Genomic DNA, 17,096 nt, shown 5'->3' on the forward strand with positions numbered 1-17,096 from the left:
GTCCTCACTGGAATGCGCGGCTGATGCGGAGGACAGCCTCCTCCAGAGAGGCAATTGAGGCCGCATAGGAGAGGCGGAGGTTTTCGGGGGCACCGAACGCGTCACCCGGAACCGTCGCCACGTAATGCTCCTTGAGGAGGTACTCGGCCACGTCTGCCGAATCCTTCATCACCTTTCCGCCAAGCGTCCTGCCGATGATGCCCCTGATGGAGGGGAAGATGTAGAATGCGCCCTCAGGAAGCGTTGCCTCCACGCCGGGAATGGCGTTGAGGGCATGGAACATGAAGTCGCGCCGTTTTTCAAACTCACGCCTCCGCTCCTCGACAACCGACTGATCGCCCTCGAGGGCGGCGACAGCAGCTTTCTGTGCGATGGCGTTGGGGTTCGAGGTGGTCTGCGACTGGATCTTGTCGCAGGCATCGATGATCCATTTGGGGCCGGCGAGGTAGCCGATGCGCCAGCCGGTCATGGCATAGGTTTTCGAAACACCGTTGCTGACAATCACCCACTCCTTCATTTCGGGGATGCGGGCGGGCGAGAACGCCTTGACGGCGCCGTAAACGATCATGTCGTACATCTCGTCGGAGAGGACAAAGATCTCGCGGCCTTTGAGCACATCCATCAGCGCACGCACTTCCGCCTCGCTATATACAGAGCCTGAAGGGTTCGAGGGAGAGTTCAGGACCAGCATGCGGGTTGCAGGGGTGATGGCAGCCGTAAGGTCGGCGGGAGTCATCTTGTAGCCGTTTTCGATCGAGGTCGGAACCGTTACCGGGGTTGCACCTGCCAGGCGAACCATTTCGGGGAAGCTGACCCAGAACGGGGCAGGAATAAGCACTTCATCGCCTTCCTCGCAGAGGGCGAGGAACGTGTTGGCAAGCGTCTGTTTGCCGCCGTTGCTCACCATGACCTGGTTCGTTTGGAACTCCAGGCCGTTGTCGCGGCGGAACTTCTCCACAATGGCTTTTTTCAGCTCGGGGATGCCGGAGTTGGCCGTGTAACGGGTAAAGCCGGAACGGATGGCCTCGATGCCGGCCAGGTTGACGAAGTCAGGGGTCGGGAAATCAGGTTCCCCGGCTGAAAGACTGACAATATCCTTGCCCTCGGCCTTCATGGCGTTGGCAAGTGCTGAAATCCTCATGGTCTGCGATTCCTGCATGCTCCTGACCCGGCGTGTCAGGTATTTTTCTGCAGGCGAAGTGGTGGTCGGCATAGTGGTCTGTTATTCGTTTATGATGTGGTGTTAGGTTTCAGTTCTTTTCGTTTGCGGTGCAGCATCGAGAGCACGGAAGGGTGCACGAACTTGCTGACGTCACCGCCAAGCATTGCGACCTCCTTGATGATGGAGGAGGCGATGTAGGTGTACTTGACATTCGGCATGAGAAAGACGGTGGTCACATCGGGATTCAGGTGGCGGTTCAAAAGCGAGAGCTGGAACTCGTACTCGAAGTCCTTTACCTGGCGCACCCCCCTGATGATGGCATTGGCGCCCACGTCACGGGCATATTCGGCCAAAAGACCATCATGCAGCACTTCCACATGCAGCCCGTCCATACCGATGGTGATTTCGCGGATTGCGTCCATCCGCTCCTCCACCGTAAAGAGGGTGTTTTTATTGCTGTTTTCGGCAATGAGCACCGTTACCTCCTCGAAAATCGTCAGCGCCCGCTCCAGTACGTCGAGGTGTCCGTTGGTAAACGGGTCAAACGTGCCTGGATATATGGCTTTCTTTTTCATGGTGCAGGGAATTCAATGCTGAAAAAAAGTAATTCTCGTCATACCGTAGTCACGGTGGAACGAGTAGTAGGGCGAAAGGGAAAAATCACCGTGCGCATCGTGCTCGATGAGCAGCCAGCCATCTTCTTCGAGGAGGCTTCCTGCCATAATGCCCTCAATCAGCCTGGGATAGTCTTCCCATGCATACGGGGGGTCAGCGAATATCAGGTCGAAGGAACCGGTCTCGGACTGCAGAAACAGGGTGACGTCTTCATTCACAATAGAGACCATCTCTTCCACCTTGAGCTCTCCTGCCGTTTTCCGGAGGGAGCGGAGCGAAACGGGATGACGGTCGACGAAGGTGACCCTGGAGGCTCCCCTGCTCAGGGTCTCAAAGCCAAGGGAACCGAAGCCTGCAAAAAGGTCGAGCACACAGGACCCTTCGAAATCCATTCTGGAGTGAAGGATGTCAAAAATCGACTTCTTCACCCTGCTGCTGCACGGACGAACATCCTGCAGGGGGGCAGTCGTTATCCTGCGGCCCCGGTATCTGCCCGCGATGATCTGCACTGGAGGCCCGTTGCCCTAGAAATCGCCGAAGCGGGTCTCTTCGAGGATCGCAAGCGCTTTTTCGGCATCGTCCTTCGAGGGCGGCTTGCCGTGCCAGTTGGTATTGTCCTCCATGGTGCCTTCAAAGAACGGAACCCCCTTGCCCATGATGGTGACAGCAAGGATGACTGAAGGGTTCGGGGCTGCCGCCAGCTTCACCTTCTCGACGGTGGCGACAAAGTCCTCGATGTCGTTGCCGTCGCAGTGATAGACGTTCCAGCCGAATGCACGCCATTTGTCTGCGAAGGGCTCGATACCCATGACGTTTTCCACCTCTCCGTCAATCTGCTGGTTGTTGTAGTCGACGATGCCGATGATGTTGCCGAGGCCGTAATGGGCGGCACTCATCGCAGCCTCCCAGATCTGGCCCTCCTGGCACTCGCCATCTCCCATGAGGCAGAAGACATGTCCACCCTGCCTGTTCATGCGCTGGCCGAGCGCGGCTCCCGTTGCAACCGAAAGACCCTGGCCGAGTGAGCCGGACGCGATGCGGATGCCGGGAAGCCCTGCCTCACACGTCGGATGGCCCTGGAGATAGGAGTTGAGCTGGCGGAGGGAACCGAGCTCCGAGAGGCAAAAGTATCCTGAACGGGCAAGGACGCTGTACCATACCGGAGCGATGTGCCCGTTGGAGAGGAACAGCAGGTCCTGGTCGCCATGGTCCCAGAAATCATGGGGGCGGTGGCGGAGAACCCTGAAGTAAAGGGCTGTGAAAATGTCTGCCATGCCAAGGGAGCCGCCGGTATGGCCGGAACTGGCCATTGAGAGCATGCGGACGATGTCGCGGCGGACCTGGCGGGCCATAGCCTTGAGGTCTTCAAGTGAGCCGAGCTCAAGTAGCTCGCCTTTTTTTTCAGCAGGATAGCGCTTTAAAGTTGCCATGGGGAGTAGTACTGCGTTCGTGTATGAAAAATAAAGGGAAATTCAGTGGCTCTTGCCCGGTAAGCCGAAAGTTAAAGGGCTTGGCAGAAATAACAAAAAAAACTCACTCACCTTCGCGCTTTCTCTCCCTGTGAAATCTGCGGAGGGCGAAAAAAAGGAAGAGCGCGAAAAGAATCGTGATGGGCACGCTGTAGAGCGCAAGATAGCCTGAGGCCTCCTGCCAGTTGCTGCCAAGGAAGTAGCCGCCGTAGAGCAGGAGCAGGTTCCAGAGGAGCGAGCTAAGAAATGCGGCCGGAAGAACCCGGGGCACATGCAGGTGCATGAGGCCCGCCATGATGGAAATGACGGCCCGTGAACCGAACAGGAACCGGTTTACCAGGACGGCAAGGTAGCCGTGCCGGGAAAACTTCCTGCGCAGGACCACCATGTCACCGGGGGGGAAAAGCTTGTGGAGACTGCGGGAGAGCCAGTGCTTCACGGGCCCTGCATCGTCGGCATAGAGACGGACGCCGAGCCCCCGGCTGAAGAGGAAAAGCAGCATGAACCCGGCCGTGGAACCGAGGGTGGCCGATAAAAGCGACCAGCCCATCGAAATCGTGCTGAAGGAGATCATGTAGCCGACAAAAGCCACCGGCACGTCCCCCGGAATCGGGGGAATGACGTTTTCAAGGAAAGCGACAAGGAACAGCAGGAGGTAGACCGAAAGAGGGTCTGCCTGCTGCAGCCACTGTATCGCAGGTTCCATCATGAAAGCGCCCCTGAGCCGAGTACCCGCTTCTGCACTTCGCTGTAGGCATCCTCAATGCCGCCAAGATCAAGGCGGAACCGGTCCTTGTCAAGCTTTTCGTTGGTCTCGAGGTCCCAGAACCTGCAGGTGTCGGGGCTGATCTCGTCGCCGAGCAGGATTTCGCCGTGATGGCGGCCGAACTCTAGCTTGAAATCGACAAGCTTGAGCTTCACGCCGGCAAAAAAGGGCTTCAGCACCTCGTTGACCCGGAGGGCGCGTGTTCCAAGCACGGCAAGTTCATCAAGGCTGGCCACACCGAGAGCCACGGCATGCGATTCGTTCATCAACGGGTCGTCGAGATCGTCGTTCTTGAGGTAAAACTCGACGATGGGCTCCCGGAGCACACTTCCTTCCGTAAACCCGTAGCGCTTCACCAGAGAACCTGCGGCGATGTTTCGCACGACAACCTCGACCTTGATGATATCAAGCTTCTTGCAGAGCATGTCGCGGTCGGAGAGTTTTTCTACCAGATGGGTGCGGACCCCCTCGCCTTCCAGCATGGTGAAGAGCTTGCAGGAAATGGCGTTGTTCACCACCCCCTTTTCTGCTATAGTGCCCTTTTTCTTGTTGTTGAATGCGGTGGCGTCGTCCTTGAACTCCTGAATGACGAGATCAGCTTCATCGGTCAGGAACACTTTCTTTGCCTTGCCTTCATGGAGGAGCGTTGTCTTTTTCATTATGCGGTTACGTTGGTGAGTAGGTGATAACAAACGGGTGAAAAAGGATGGCGGCGCCCTCTGGGGCGCAGGTGGAAAGAGGATTTGCTCAGCGCCCGTCCGTACGCTCTGAAGCAGCCTGCTGTACCGCGCCGGTAAGCACGATCGTGATCTGGTCGTCGGTTAGGCCGCGATCTTTGAGGAAACTCATGAACCGGAACACTCCGAGGTCGGAGAGCATGGCTTTCGGCTGGTCTCTGTCATCCAGCCCTCGCGAGCGACTGTGCTCACAGGAGGTATGGATCCAGTCTTCGATAAACGGCTCTGTCTTGCCCTTCTCAAGAAAAAAAGCCGTGACAATACGTTCGACATCCTCCAGAGAGGGCTCCGGATGGGCTTCGAATACCAGCTGCATCTCTTCGGAAATTCTGGTCAGGACGATGACTGCCTCCCTGTCAAGAGTCTCTTCAAGAATGTCCTTGGCACGGTCCTTGACATCTCGTTTCCGATCCATACCGCGTTCCCCTGCAGTGAATGAAATAAAAATTGAAACTGGAAAAATCCCGATTAAGTTACATAAAGCATACTGATTATGACAATGAAAAAAATACTCTCCGCCTTTTTGCTCCTCTCGCTTCTCCATGGAGTGGCCAAAGGCGGTGAAAAGACTGTAGATGACCGCCCCGAAAGCCTGCTCCTCCTGTGGTGGAACGTCGAGAACCTCTTCGACACGACGGATGATCCAGGGATCTCCGACGAGGAGTTCACCCCGGAAGGCCGGCTGCACTGGACCCCTAAAAAACTCCTTCTCAAAGAGATGCGCATCGCCTACGTCATGAAAGCGATCGCCACCCATCCTGACTACGGCCAGCTTCCCGCCGTGCTCGCCTTCGCCGAGGTTGAGAACGGTGCCGTGTTCCGCCGTGCCCTCCAGAAAATCAAGGGAGCCCGGTACCGCGCCCTCTACCATGACTCCCCCGACCTGAGAGGCATCGACATCGCGCTCGCCTATGATCCGGAGCGCCTGGACTTCACCGGAATGAAGACCTACAGCGTTCCGCAGGATGGGCGTCCAACGAGGGACATCATCGTCGCCGGGTTCAAGAACCGGGGCCGCCCCTTCACCCTCATCCTCAACCACTGGCCTTCCCGCGCATTCGGCAGCGCCCTGACTGAGAAGAAACGCATCATGGCCGCCAGGGTGGCAAGGGCTGCGGCCGACAGCCTCCTCCTCCAGAACCCGGATGCCGACATCATCGTCATGGGCGACTTCAACGACAGCCCCCAGGACCGATCGGTGAGGCGCACCCTCCGCGGCACCCTCAATCGTCTGCAGGCCCAACGAGCCAAGGACGGCACCCTCTACAACTGCTGGGGTGGAAGCAGCCAGCCCGGCAGCTACTCCTACCGGGGCCGGTGGGAACGGATCGACCAGATCCTTGTCTCAAAAGGCATGCTCTCCGGCCCCGGCATCCGCACCGATGAACCCGGTGCGTTCAGCTGCTTCTTCTTCCGCCCCATGTTCACAAAATCCGGGAAAAAGCCCTGGAGAACCTATGAGGGAGGAAAATACAGCGGCGGCTACAGCGACCATCTCCCCCTCCTGCTCAAAGTCGCCACCACGTCGCACCCGCACTGATTCCTGCGTACTTTTCCCCCGCAAAAAGAACCTTTCCGACTGGCCGATACAGTCCGTTAACAATCGTTATCTTGTTCTTTATAAAAAACTTATACGTACATTACTGCTAATTGATTCTTCCTCTCTCTCTCTCTCTTTTGCAACCGTAAACAAACCACCCATGATGAAAGTGCTCGTGGGCCGGATTCTGCCGGTTATGCTCATCCTCTTTGCCTCAGGGCCTCTTTCCGGAGCGGTCTACCACCTCCCCAAGGACTCTCTCTCGGTCTCGACGGCCGACCACAGCAAATTCCGGCAGCTGCAGCGGGAGTTCAAAAGCGGGCCCGAAGTCACAAAAGCCTGCCTTGAGTGCCACACCGAAGCTGCAAAACAGGTCCACCGCACCAAGCACTGGACCTGGGAAGTGCCGATGAAAGACGGCAAGATGCTCGGCAAGAAAAACGTGGTGAACAACTTCTGCATCTCCGTTGAAAGCAACGAAGCGCGATGCACGTCCTGCCATGTGGGGTACGGATGGAAAGACAAGCAGTTCGACTTCAGGAGCGAACAGAACGTCGACTGCCTCATCTGCCATGACGGAACCGGCACGTACCAAAAGCTGCCCGCCGGAGCCGGCCACCCCGCCTACGAGGCGACGGTGCAGGAAAAGAAGAAGTACCCCAAAGTAAACCTCTCCTACGTTGCCCGGAACGTGCAGAACCCGGACCGCCAGAACTGCGGCATCTGCCATTTTGAAGGCGGAGGGGCCGACGCGGTGAAGCACGGAGACCTGGACGGCTCACTCATAAAGGGGCCGCGTTCGCTCGACGTGCACATGGCGACGGGCAAAAACGAGCTGAACATGACCTGCGTCGACTGCCATAAAACCGAAGGACATCAGGTTCCCGGCAGCCGCTACACACCTATGGCTCGTGATACCCACGGCTTCGACTATCCCCTGGCCGACGACTTCCCGACATCCTGCGCCTCGTGCCACAGCCTCGAACCGCACCGGAAGAACAAGAAGCTCAACGACCATATCGACAAGGTGGCCTGCCAGACATGCCATATCCCCCATATCGCAAAAGAGCGCCCGACGAAAATGTGGTGGGACTGGTCGAAGGCGGGCAAGTTCGACGAAAAGGGAAAAATGATCACGAAAAAGGACGCTGCCGGCATGCCGACCTACGTCACCAAAAAGGGCGAGTTCCGCTGGGAGAAAAACGCTCGGCCCGAGTACCGCTGGTTCAATGGCGAAATGAACTACGTGACATTCCACACCACCATCAACGACAAAGGAGTGGTGTCGGTCAACCGTCCCTCCGGCATGACCGGCGATACACTTTCCCGCATATGGCCCTTCAAGGTGCACCGCGGGCTCCAGCCCTACGACACGGAGCTGAAGCACTTCGTCAAGCCGAAACTCTTCGGCCCGAAAGGCTCCGGCGCCTACTGGTCGGACTTCGACTGGAAGCGCTCGATAGAAGCGGGCATGAGGGAGTCCGGGCTTAAGTACAGCGGCAGCTACGGGTTCGTAGAAACCGAAATGTTCTGGCCGATTTCGCACATGGTTTCACCTAAAGAAGATGCGCTCGGCTGCGTGGAGTGCCACGCCCGCGGAGGACGGCTTGAAAACCTCTCGGGATTCTACCTTCCCGGCCGAGATGTCAACCTGTTCGTTGAAATCATCGGACTCCTCGTCACCGTCGGCTCACTGGGAGGAGTCATCATCCACAGCATCGTGCGCTACTACACCACAAAAAAACACAAGGAACGGGAGGAGAGAGCATGAGGAAAATCTATCTGTATGCACGGTTTCAGCGCTTCTGGCACTGGATGCAGGCCCTCATCATCTTCGGCCTTCTCTTCACGGGAATGGAGGTTCACGGGCTCTTCAAGATCATGGGCTACGAAGCGGCATTCCATGTGCACAACTTTTTTGCCGTCGCGCTTTTGAGCTTCATTGTCCTGGCCTTCTTCTGGTACATCACCACCGGTGACTTCCGCCAGTACCTGACGGAGGGCAACCTGGTCGAGAAGATCCTCATGCAGGCCCGCTATTATGTCATCGGGATCTTCCGCAACGAGCCGCACCCGTTCAAGAAAAACGAGATCTCCCGGCTGAACCCGCTGCAGCGTATCACCTATCTCGGCCTCACGCTTGTCGGCCTGCCGCTGCAGATCATTTTCGGGTTCATCTACTACTACTTCAATGAGCTGGTAGACCTCGGCATGAACCCGGCATGGCTCGAGCCGGTGGCCCACATCCACACGCTCCTTGCCTACCTGCTCATCGGGTTCGTGGTGATGCACGTCTACATGACCACCACCGGCCACACCGTCACCTCCAACATCAAGGCCATGATCACCGGCTGGGAAGAGGTGGAGGACTAGGAGGCGTAACAGTAGAGGCAGCGGTGGCTGCAGGTTCCATAGGTTCCAATGTCCCGGCTTGGCGCACACCCGCACTGGTGGCGCTGGCCGGGATCTTTTTTTCTCCCTCCTTCCCTATTCCGCCCGAGCCCAAGGTCCAGCTGAGCACGGCCCGAAATCCGGAGGAGCAGATCCCTGTCGACGCAGCTGGCGGGGCGTACGCCCGCCTGCGACAGGTCCAGCGCCTCGGCGCAGGCGGAAAGCTCCATACCGCACTCCGCGGCAATACGGGCACAGCCTCCCGCAACAGCCTCCATCGCTGCAGCATCCAGCTCAAGCGTTCCCAGAGCCTGCATCGCCCGCTGTGTCTTGCGGTACCGGTCGACGAAGCTGATGATGGCGTGCCGGGTATAACCCGAGAGCTCACGGGCGAAGTGAGCGAACGATTCCAGATGCCACTGGACGTCCATCCGTGCGGTAAGGATCACGGGATCGTACCGCCAGATAACCCGTTCAGGACCGAGATGCTCTGACAGGCACCGGAACCGGTCCACGAGAAGCGGCTTCGGAGGAAGGCACGGCTCGATGTCGGTGCCGTAGGGGGTGAGGGTGAAGAGGAAGTAGTAGGGGTAGCCCATGCGGTCCAGCTCCGGGAGGAAGGGCATGAAGGGGCCTGGATCTTTCGTCCAGAACACGATGCCCTCAAGGGCATCGGGGTTGAGGGCAATGCGGCTCACCTGGCTCGGCCGCATGGGATTGGGAACCAGCACCTCACCCGCTCGCAGGCACTCCATAAACCACTCCCCGTGGCATGCCGGTATGTCGGTCCGGCGGCTTGCGCTGATGATCACCTGTGAGCGGGAGCGGGTGGGGCCTGCGGTGCGGAGGGAACCCGGAGGATCTCCTCCCAGGAAGTGGTGTAGCGTGGGGAGATGTGCCGGCAAAGCGGCTCCCAGGCCCGGGAGTCCTCCGCGGCAAGGCGGATGCTGCCGTTTCCGTAGCGGAGGTTGACCTGTTCCATGACCTGCTGGAGCGCTTCAGCTCTCCCCTCACCCTCGTCGCCGAAGAGCAGGAATGACTCTCCCGGAGGGTTCTTCGGAGCAATGGCTCCGAGAAGCACACCGGCTTTCCGGTACGGGTGGCCGCCCTGGTAGATCGCCTCGAGCACCCGGGAGGCGGCCGTGACGAGCGTCATGGCATCGTCGGCCGCACGGGGAAGAGAGACGGTGCGTGAGGCCTCGCGCCGGAGAGCGGAAGCGGCAAACGGGCTCGTGGAGATGAAGACGGTGAGAAGCGAGGCCGTCGAGCCCTCACGGCGAAGCTTCGAAGCGGCCCGGGAAGCGAAGCTTGCAACAGCCTCTTGCAGTTCCTCAACCGAGAAAACGTTCCGGCCGAACGAACGGGAGGTGCAGATGGTCTGTTTCATGGGCCGGACAAGCTCCAGCGGGAGACATCGGTGCCCCTGGAGCTCAGCCTGTACCTTTGCGCCGGTGACCCCGAGCAGCCGGCGCACAAGCGCGGGAGGCATACCGGCAAAGTCGGCTGCGGTTTGAATACCCTGCAAAGCGAGTTTCAGGCTCCACTGCCGACCGATACCCCAGACATCCTCCAGATGGGTGGATGCAAGGGCACGGCGCACCCGGTCCGCCCCCTCAAGCATGAGCACGCCGCCGCACGAGGGGTCTTTCTTGGCCGCCTTCGCTGCAAGTTTGGCGAGGGTCTTGGTATGGGCGATGCCGATGCTGACGGGGATACCGGTGTGTTTGAGCACGGTGCGTCGCATGAGGGCCGCATGCTCCCTGAGGCCGAAACGCCGGAACCCGGAGAGGTCGAAAAAAGCCTCGTCGATAGAATAGCGCTCCTGCTCCGGAGCCATGGCCCCGAGGGTGTTCATCACCCGTGAAGACATGTCACCGTAGAGGGGGTAGTTGGAAGAAAAGACTGCGACGCCGTGGCGGCCAATCACATCCCGGCACCGGAACAGCGGAGTACCCATCGCTATGCCAAGCGCTTTCGACTCCTCGGAGCGGGCGATGACGCAGCCGTCATTGTTGGAAAGCACCACCACCGGCCGCCCACAAAGCATGGGGTTGAAGACCCGCTCGCAGGACACATAGAAGTTGTTGCAGTCGGCAAGGGCGAACATAAGCGCTCCCCGTTCAGCGGGACTTGTGGATGACATAGGTGACGATACCCCACACCTGGAAATCGCTCTCCTCGCCGATCCGGATGGGGCTGTATGCGCTGTTTTCAGGCATGAGCATGAGCACCCCGTCATCCATGGCAATGCGCTTGACGGTGAACTCCCCATCCAGAAAACAGAGCGCGATGTCGCCCTCCTTCGCATCCAGGGAGCGGTCGATGACAAGGATGTCGCCTTCGGCGATGCCGGCCTCGATCATCGAACTCCCCTTCACCCGCGCATAGAAGGTTGCATCGGGGTGGCGGACGAGGGCCCGGTTGAGGTCAAGGGTAACTTCGAGATGATCCTCGGCCGGCGAGGGAAACCCTGCCGAAACAGCCGTTTCAGCCAAAGGAAGCGGCAGCGGAACCGAGAGGTCGGCCCGATAGAAATCAAGGAAAAGAGTATGGTGTATGCTGCTTAGTCGCATGAGGGTTAATAAACGAAACATTCCAGGAGCCGGCAAGAAAAGTAGCAGAGAACCCGCCCGGAGGGGGGGCTCCCATATACCCTTATGATACGCCATATCGAAAGAATTATCAGAATCGGAACCGTGAATAACGCCCCGGAGCCCGCCCTGAAGTTTGCAGTCCGCTTCATAAATCGTAAATTTCATCTTTACTATGACTTAGACTCCATCATAAGCCGGCACGCCGGTCCTGTTCTTTGGCCTTTTGCAGCATCGGCTTCCCTGAAGCCCGGATCTACTGTTCCTCACACCGGAACAGTGGATTTCGCACGTTCGCACGTTCGCACGTTCAAACATCCAACAAAAAAAAAGCCATGGACAATTCAACTGTGCTGTACGCAATTCCTCTCACCGGAGTACTTGCGCTGCTGTATGCCTTGTTCAAAGCCTCCTGGATTTCAAAGCAGCCGGAAGGTACTGAAAAAATGTCGACCATCGCCGGGCACATCGCCGACGGGGCCATTGCGTTCCTGAAGCGCGAGTACAAGGTCCTCGTCATCTTCGTCGCATCGGTTGCAGTTCTTCTCGCCTTCGCCAACAGCGGCAGAGAGGGTACATCCCCGATCATCGCCGTGAGCTTCGTCGTCGGAGCGTTCTGTTCCGCTTTGGCCGGATACTTCGGTATGAGGGTGGCGACGAAAGCCAATGTGCGCACCACCCATGCTGCAAGAACAGGCCTCGGAGAGGCACTCAACATCGCCTTTTCGGGCGGTCTCGTCATGGGGCTTTCCGTCGTCGGACTTGGCATCATCGGCCTGTCCGGACTCTTCATCATCTACAGCCAGATGTTCACGGACATGGCTGAAGTCATCAACCTCATATCCGGCTTTTCGCTCGGAGCATCTTCCATCGCGCTCTTTGCCCGCGTGGGTGGAGGCATCTACACCAAGGCGGCCGATGTCGGTGCCGACCTGGCAGGAAAGGTCTATGAAGGCATCCCGGAAGACGACCCCCGCAACCCCGCCACCATTGCCGACAACGTGGGCGACAATGTGGGTGACGTGGCCGGCATGGGCGCCGACCTTTTTGAGAGCTATGTAGGCTCGATCATCGGAACCATGGTGCTCGGTGCCGCGTTCATCCCCGTATTCAACAGTATCGGGTTCCCCAACCCCATCGCCGCCGTCATGCTTCCGCTGGTGCTTGCCGCAGTCGGCATCCTGGTCTCCATCGCCGGATCGTTCCTCGTGAAGGTGAAAGAGGGAGGCAACCCGCAGACCGGCCTCAACATGGGCGAGTTCGGAGCATCCATCGTCATGGCGGTGCTCAGCTACTTCCTCATCACAGCATACCTCCCCGCAAGCTGGACGGCTGAGGGCATCGTCTACAGCTCGCTGAATGTTTTCTATGCCGTCATCATCGGTCTGGCCGCAGGCGTCATGATCGGCCTCATCACCGAGTACTACTGCTCCACCGACAAGGCTCCGGTCATCGGCATCGCCCGCCAGAGCATCACCGGTGCGGCAACAACCATCATTGCAGGCCTCGGCGTCGGCATGATGTCGACGGCCCTTCCCGTCCTCGTGCTTGCTGCAGCAATCGTCGCCTCGCACTATTTTGCAGGCCTCTACGGCATCGCCATCGCAGCCCTCGGCATGCTCTCCGTCACCGGCATCCAGCTGGCCGTCGATGCCTACGGACCGATTTCCGACAACGCCGGCGGCATCGCCGAAATGGCAGGGCTCCCGGCCGAAGTGCGTGAACGGACCGACAAGCTTGACGCAGTCGGAAACACCACCGCCGCCATAGGCAAAGGCTTTGCCATCGGCAGCGCAGCCCTGACGGCCCTGGCCCTCTTCGCTGCTTACCGCCAGCAGGCCCACATCACCTCTCTCGACATCGCAGAGCCGATCATCATGGCAGGCCTGCTGATCGGTGCCATGCTGCCGTTCGTATTCAGCGCCATGGCCATGGGAGCGGTAGGGCGCGCAGCAAGCGACATGATCAACGAAGTCGGCCGCCAGTTCCGTGAAATCCCCGGCCTGCGCGAAGGAACTGCTCCTGCAGAGTTTGCGCACTGCGTCGACATCTCCACCAAGGCAGCCATCCGCGAAATGATCCTTCCCGGCCTCATGGGCGTGCTCGTTCCTGTAGTGGTCGGGTTCATATCCAAGGACATGCTCGGCGGTCTGCTTGCCGGCGTGACCTCATCGGGCGTGCTGATGGCCATCTTCCAGTCGAACGCCGGCGGTGCATGGGACAATGCCAAGAAACGCATCGAGGGCAAGATCGAGTTCGACGGAGTGGTTTACGGTAAAGGGTCCGATACCCACAAGGCCGCCGTTGTCGGCGACACGGTGGGCGACCCGCTCAAGGATACCAGCGGCCCGAGCCTCAACATTCTTATGAAGCTGATTGCGGTTGTGGCGCTCGTGATTGCCCCGCTGCTTTGATAACTCGGCAGCTTTTCGTACCATTGGACGGCCTTCAAATGAAGGCCGTCCCTGTTTTCACCCTCTCTCTGAAGGTCTCAAGCAATGAAACTCATCATCGGCCTCGGGAACCCTGAATCCCGTTACAACAATACCCGTCACAACATCGGCTTCGACCTTGTCGACAGCCTCGCCGCCGCGTTCGGCTCATCGTTCAGCTCCGGAAAGGGAAAATACCTTGCCGCAAAGATCACGCACCGTCAAGAGACCTTGATGCTCATCAAGCCGACCACCTACATGAACCTCTCGGGCCATGCCGTTGTGGCAGCAATGAACTTCCACAAGGTACAGAAGAACGACATCCTCGTCGTCTGCGATGACCTCAACCTCCCCTCCGGCACCATGCGCCTGCGCGCAAAAGGCTCGGCCGGCGGCCAGAACGGCCTGAAGCATATCATCGAATCGCTCGGAAGCGACGAGTTCGCGCGCCTTCGCATCGGCATCCGCCTTGGAGAGATGCCGCCGGGGTCGTTTTCGTCGTTTGTGCTGGGAAAATTCAGTGCGGAAGAGCGGGTTGTGATGGACCGGACACTCGAATCATGCCGGGAAGCCGTTCTGGACTTTGCCAAAAACGGCATCGAGCACGCCATGAACCACTACAACAAGTCGGCAGAATAACTTCAGAATGATTGCAGAATGATTGCAGAATGACGCGCTCTCTCGTTCAGCAGGCAACGAGGCATGCGGGTGCAGCTTCCTCGATCCCGGCAACCGCATCCATACCTCCTGATATCTCCTGAAGGAACATGATTGCCCGGTGGTTGAATTCGACGGGCTGGTCGACGTTGCAGACATGGCCGCTGTTGGTGATGACCTGCAGAAAAGAGTTGGTATGCCGGGTAATGATGATGCGGACCGCCGGCAGGAACATATGGTCCTCCTCCCCCATCAGGTAGAGGGTGGGGATGCCGGTATCCTTTTCCTCAAAGTACCGCAGGAGCGGTGTGAGCTCATAGGTGAGCCGGAACCAGCGCATGAACTCTTTCTGCGCCACCTTTTTCGCCTCGTTCACAAAGAGCAGGCGCGACTTCTTGTGGCGCTCCCGCGGCATGATGATCCAGGCAAAGAAGCTGTAGAGCCACATGTAGGGCACCACACGCTTGAACATATTGCCGAGGGTGACGAGCACCTTGGCCCTGACGTTGAGCCGGATGATGGCCCCGCCCATCACCATGGAGCTGACCCGTTCGGGAGCCAGTTCGCTGAGGTTGCGGATGAGGATGGTGCCGAGGGAGATGCCGATGAAGTGGGCCTCACGGATCTTGAGGGAGTCAAGCACCTCCAGAATGTCGCGGGTGATGTCCTCGAAGTTGTAGTGGCGGTCTTCCTTTGATCCGGCGACTGCCTTGGATCGCCCGTGGCCTCGAAGGTCGACGAGCAGCACGTTGAAGTGGCGGATGAACTCCTTGATCTGAAGGAACCATATCGAGGAACTTCCGCCTGCGCCGTGCACGAACACGACCCACGGGGCCCCAGGTTCAACCAGTTGATATGTCTTGTAATGCAGCATTGAAGAACACTTTTGAAACGCCGTTCTCTATAGTTACCCACTCCCTACCCCCTACTAACTCCGGAATGCCGGAAAACCTCACCCGTCTGCCCGAAACACCCGTACCAGCTCGAAAAGCGCCACGCCTGCGGCAACTGACACGTTCAGGGAGTGCTTGGTTCCGTACTGCGGAATTTCAAGAACCCCGTCCGAGAGCCTGAGCAGACTGTCATCAATCCCCTGAACCTCATTGCCGAGCACCAGGCAGAGGGGGAAATCAACAACCGAAAGCGACGTGTAGGGCCGGCTCCCTTCGGTAATTTCAAGGCCAAAGACCTTCCGGCCGGAAGCTTTCATCTCAAGAACCGCCCGGTGCGGGTCCGGGATGTACTCCCAGGGCATGCTCAAGTCGGCCCCGAGTGCGGTCTTCGAAATCTCCTTGCGCGGCGGTGTTGCCGTATAGCCCGAGAGGAGGATCTTTTCGATGCCTGCACAGTCGGCTGTCCGGAACAGTGAACCGACATTCCACATGCTCCTGATGTTGTGCAGGAGCAGCACGACGGGATGGCGGTCCGTGGGCGGATACTCGCCGGGGTCGAACCGCCCCATCTCACTGGCCTCAAGCTTGCGGAAGCCCTCCATTGCCATCTAGCGAAGCGCCCTGGAAAGCCCGTCGAGCAGGCGACGGTTCTCGTCCCGGAGACCGATGTTGCATCGCAGGCAACCCTCCATCAGCGGATATCCCGACACGTTCCGCACCAGAATACCCTCTCCACGAAGATGCTGGAAGACCGCCCTCGGATCGGCAACGCGGATGATGAGGAAGTTCGTGTCGCTCATGAACGGCTGCAGGCCATCCATTCCCTCAAGTTCAGAGTACATTCGTTCACGCTCATCCAGAATATACGATACCGAATCCTTAACAATAGAATAATTCGCGAGCACATGGCGGAGGGTGATCTCGGCAAGCCGGTTCGATGCGAACGGAATTTTGGGTTTTGTGAGCTCGGCCATCAGCGCTTCCGGCGCTATAGCGAAACCGATGCGCATGCCGGCAAGGGCAAGCGCCTTCGACATGGTTCTGAGGATCACCACGTTCGGAAGCTCATCGACTAAGGGAAGGGCTGAGGGATGGCGTGAAAACTCGATATAGGCCTCATCGACAAGCACGATGGCACCGGACTCCGTGGCTATGCGCCGGATGTCATCAGGAGAAAGGGACTTACCGGTCGGGTTGTTCGGCGTGGAGAGCACGATGAGGTCCACAGCCTCAGCTTTAGCCCTTTCAAGAATAAGGTCGGCATCGAAATCCAGTCCCCGACGCATAGGCACTGAAACGATGTCGGCCTGCATGAGGAGGGCGATCTTCTCATACAATGAAAACGAAGGCTCCGGAATCAGGATCCTGCGGCCCGGACCGAGACACGCCATGAATATGGTGTAGAGCAGCTCGTTCGAGCCGTTGCCCATGATGACGCGGCCGGCCGGAACCCCCAGGAACTCCGCGTAGGCCTCGATCCCCCGGTAGGGCAGGATGTCGGGATAGCGGTTCCAGGGCTCGCGGACGAACTCTCTGGTGATGGCCTCCTTGAGCCACATCGGAACGTCAAAGGGACTCTCGTTCTGGTTGAGTTTCACAGGGGCCTCCTGGCCCCCCTCCACCACGTATGCGCCTATCTTCTGAAGAGCCGGATTGAGGTGTCGGTGGATGTCGTTCTGCATGGGAATGCGGAGAGGAGTTGCTTACATATTGATTACGTTCTCTGGTCCGTTGAAAAATATCTTTTTCCGAGAATTCACGAAAATAAACTGGACAATGATCCTTTTTATTCGTACCTTAAAACAAGACAAAAAATATCCTGTATCTAAATCCTAGAAGGAGG

At 58.3% G+C, this 17,096-nt stretch carries 18 protein-coding genes; 5 read left to right on the top strand and 13 right to left on the bottom strand.

The genetic code is table 11. The features are described from left to right. Positions 1–4: 4 nt before the first annotated feature. The 7 genes from PLUT_RS06200 to PLUT_RS06230 form a co-directional block, all read right to left on the bottom strand. Complete coding sequence (locus tag PLUT_RS06200; protein WP_041463842.1) at positions 5–1,213, bottom strand: pyridoxal phosphate-dependent aminotransferase; 1,209 nt, start codon at positions 1,211–1,213, stop codon at positions 5–7. A gap of 17 nt (positions 1,214–1,230) precedes the next feature. Further along, positions 1,231–1,737, bottom strand: a complete 507-nt coding sequence (gene coaD / locus PLUT_RS06205) for a pantetheine-phosphate adenylyltransferase (protein WP_011357924.1) — start codon at positions 1,735–1,737, stop codon at positions 1,231–1,233. 12 nt (positions 1,738–1,749) lie between these two features. Continuing rightward, complete coding sequence (rsmD, locus tag PLUT_RS06210; protein ID WP_011357925.1) at positions 1,750–2,286, bottom strand: 16S rRNA (guanine(966)-N(2))-methyltransferase RsmD; 537 nt, start codon at positions 2,284–2,286, stop codon at positions 1,750–1,752. Between the two features lie 15 nt (positions 2,287–2,301). Beyond that, entirely contained in the window at positions 2,302–3,207 is a 906-nt protein-coding gene (locus tag PLUT_RS06215; RefSeq protein WP_011357926.1) for a transketolase, read from the bottom strand. Between the two features lie 103 nt (positions 3,208–3,310). Further along, a complete protein-coding gene (locus PLUT_RS06220) occupies positions 3,311–3,955 on the bottom strand; it encodes a DedA family protein (protein ID WP_011357927.1) in 645 nt (214 codons plus the stop codon). After that, the gene (gene purC / locus PLUT_RS06225) at positions 3,952–4,671 is read right to left on the bottom strand and encodes a phosphoribosylaminoimidazolesuccinocarboxamide synthase (RefSeq protein WP_011357928.1); all 720 of its coding nucleotides are present in this window, start codon (positions 4,669–4,671) and stop codon (positions 3,952–3,954) included. The genes PLUT_RS06220 and purC overlap by 4 nt, the downstream gene beginning before the upstream one ends. An 88-nt stretch (positions 4,672–4,759) precedes the next feature. Further along, entirely contained in the window at positions 4,760–5,164 is a 405-nt protein-coding gene (locus tag PLUT_RS06230; RefSeq protein ID WP_011357929.1) for a hypothetical protein, read from the bottom strand. Positions 5,165–5,242: 78 nt separating this feature from the next. Here PLUT_RS06230 and PLUT_RS06235 point away from each other — a divergent pair, with 78 nt between their 5' ends. The 3 genes from PLUT_RS06235 to PLUT_RS06245 all read left to right on the top strand — a co-directional run bounded on the left by PLUT_RS06235 (position 5,243) and on the right by PLUT_RS06245 (position 8,662). After that, positions 5,243–6,289 carry an endonuclease/exonuclease/phosphatase family protein gene (locus PLUT_RS06235; RefSeq protein ID WP_011357930.1) on the top strand — a complete coding sequence of 349 codons (1,047 nt, stop codon included), beginning with the start codon at positions 5,243–5,245 and terminating at the stop codon, positions 6,287–6,289. A 160-nt stretch (positions 6,290–6,449) separates the two neighbouring features. Further along, complete coding sequence (locus PLUT_RS06240) at positions 6,450–8,060, top strand: tetrathionate reductase family octaheme c-type cytochrome (protein ID WP_041463844.1); 1,611 nt, start codon at positions 6,450–6,452, stop codon at positions 8,058–8,060. Beyond that, positions 8,057–8,662, top strand: coding sequence for a cytochrome b/b6 domain-containing protein (locus tag PLUT_RS06245; RefSeq protein ID WP_011357932.1), 606 nt, complete (start codon positions 8,057–8,059; stop codon positions 8,660–8,662). The genes PLUT_RS06240 and PLUT_RS06245 overlap by 4 nt, the downstream gene beginning before the upstream one ends. Here PLUT_RS06245 and PLUT_RS06250 read toward each other — a convergent pair. The 3 genes from PLUT_RS06250 to PLUT_RS06260 are packed head-to-tail and all read right to left on the bottom strand — an operon-like array spanning position 8,659 to position 11,253. Then, entirely contained in the window at positions 8,659–9,492 is an 834-nt protein-coding gene (locus PLUT_RS06250) for a DUF1848 domain-containing protein (protein WP_011357933.1), read from the bottom strand. The genes PLUT_RS06245 and PLUT_RS06250 overlap by 4 nt on opposite strands. Continuing rightward, complete coding sequence (locus PLUT_RS06255; protein ID WP_238974560.1) at positions 9,489–10,823, bottom strand: Y-family DNA polymerase; 1,335 nt, start codon at positions 10,821–10,823, stop codon at positions 9,489–9,491. The genes PLUT_RS06250 and PLUT_RS06255 overlap by 4 nt, the downstream gene beginning before the upstream one ends. Continuing rightward, the gene (locus PLUT_RS06260; protein ID WP_041463845.1) at positions 10,801–11,253 is read right to left on the bottom strand and encodes a LexA family protein; all 453 of its coding nucleotides are present in this window, start codon (positions 11,251–11,253) and stop codon (positions 10,801–10,803) included. The genes PLUT_RS06255 and PLUT_RS06260 overlap by 23 nt, the downstream gene beginning before the upstream one ends. A 353-nt stretch (positions 11,254–11,606) precedes the next feature. Between PLUT_RS06260 and PLUT_RS06265 the strand changes: the two genes are divergently transcribed. Next, complete coding sequence (locus tag PLUT_RS06265) at positions 11,607–13,685, top strand: sodium-translocating pyrophosphatase (protein ID WP_011357936.1); 2,079 nt, start codon at positions 11,607–11,609, stop codon at positions 13,683–13,685. 84 nt (positions 13,686–13,769) lie between these two features. Then, positions 13,770–14,342: an aminoacyl-tRNA hydrolase gene (gene pth, locus PLUT_RS06270; protein WP_011357937.1), complete on the top strand. Its 573-nt coding sequence runs from the start codon at positions 13,770–13,772 to the stop codon at positions 14,340–14,342. Between the two features lie 46 nt (positions 14,343–14,388). Here pth and PLUT_RS06275 read toward each other — a convergent pair whose 3' ends face one another. The 3 genes from PLUT_RS06275 to hisC form a co-directional block, all read right to left on the bottom strand. Then, positions 14,389–15,234, bottom strand: coding sequence for an alpha/beta fold hydrolase (locus PLUT_RS06275; RefSeq protein WP_011357938.1), 846 nt, complete (start codon positions 15,232–15,234; stop codon positions 14,389–14,391). A 78-nt stretch (positions 15,235–15,312) separates the two neighbouring features. Then, entirely contained in the window at positions 15,313–15,855 is a 543-nt protein-coding gene (locus PLUT_RS06280) for an RNA methyltransferase (RefSeq protein WP_041464114.1), read from the bottom strand. 6 nt (positions 15,856–15,861) lie between these two features. Next, positions 15,862–16,935, bottom strand: a complete 1,074-nt coding sequence (hisC, locus tag PLUT_RS06285; RefSeq protein ID WP_011357940.1) for a histidinol-phosphate transaminase — start codon at positions 16,933–16,935, stop codon at positions 15,862–15,864. Between the last annotated feature and the right edge of the window lie 161 nt (positions 16,936–17,096).

This window comes from Pelodictyon luteolum DSM 273 (genome assembly GCF_000012485.1).
In the GTDB taxonomy this organism is placed as follows: domain Bacteria; phylum Bacteroidota; class Chlorobiia; order Chlorobiales; family Chlorobiaceae; genus Chlorobium; species Chlorobium luteolum.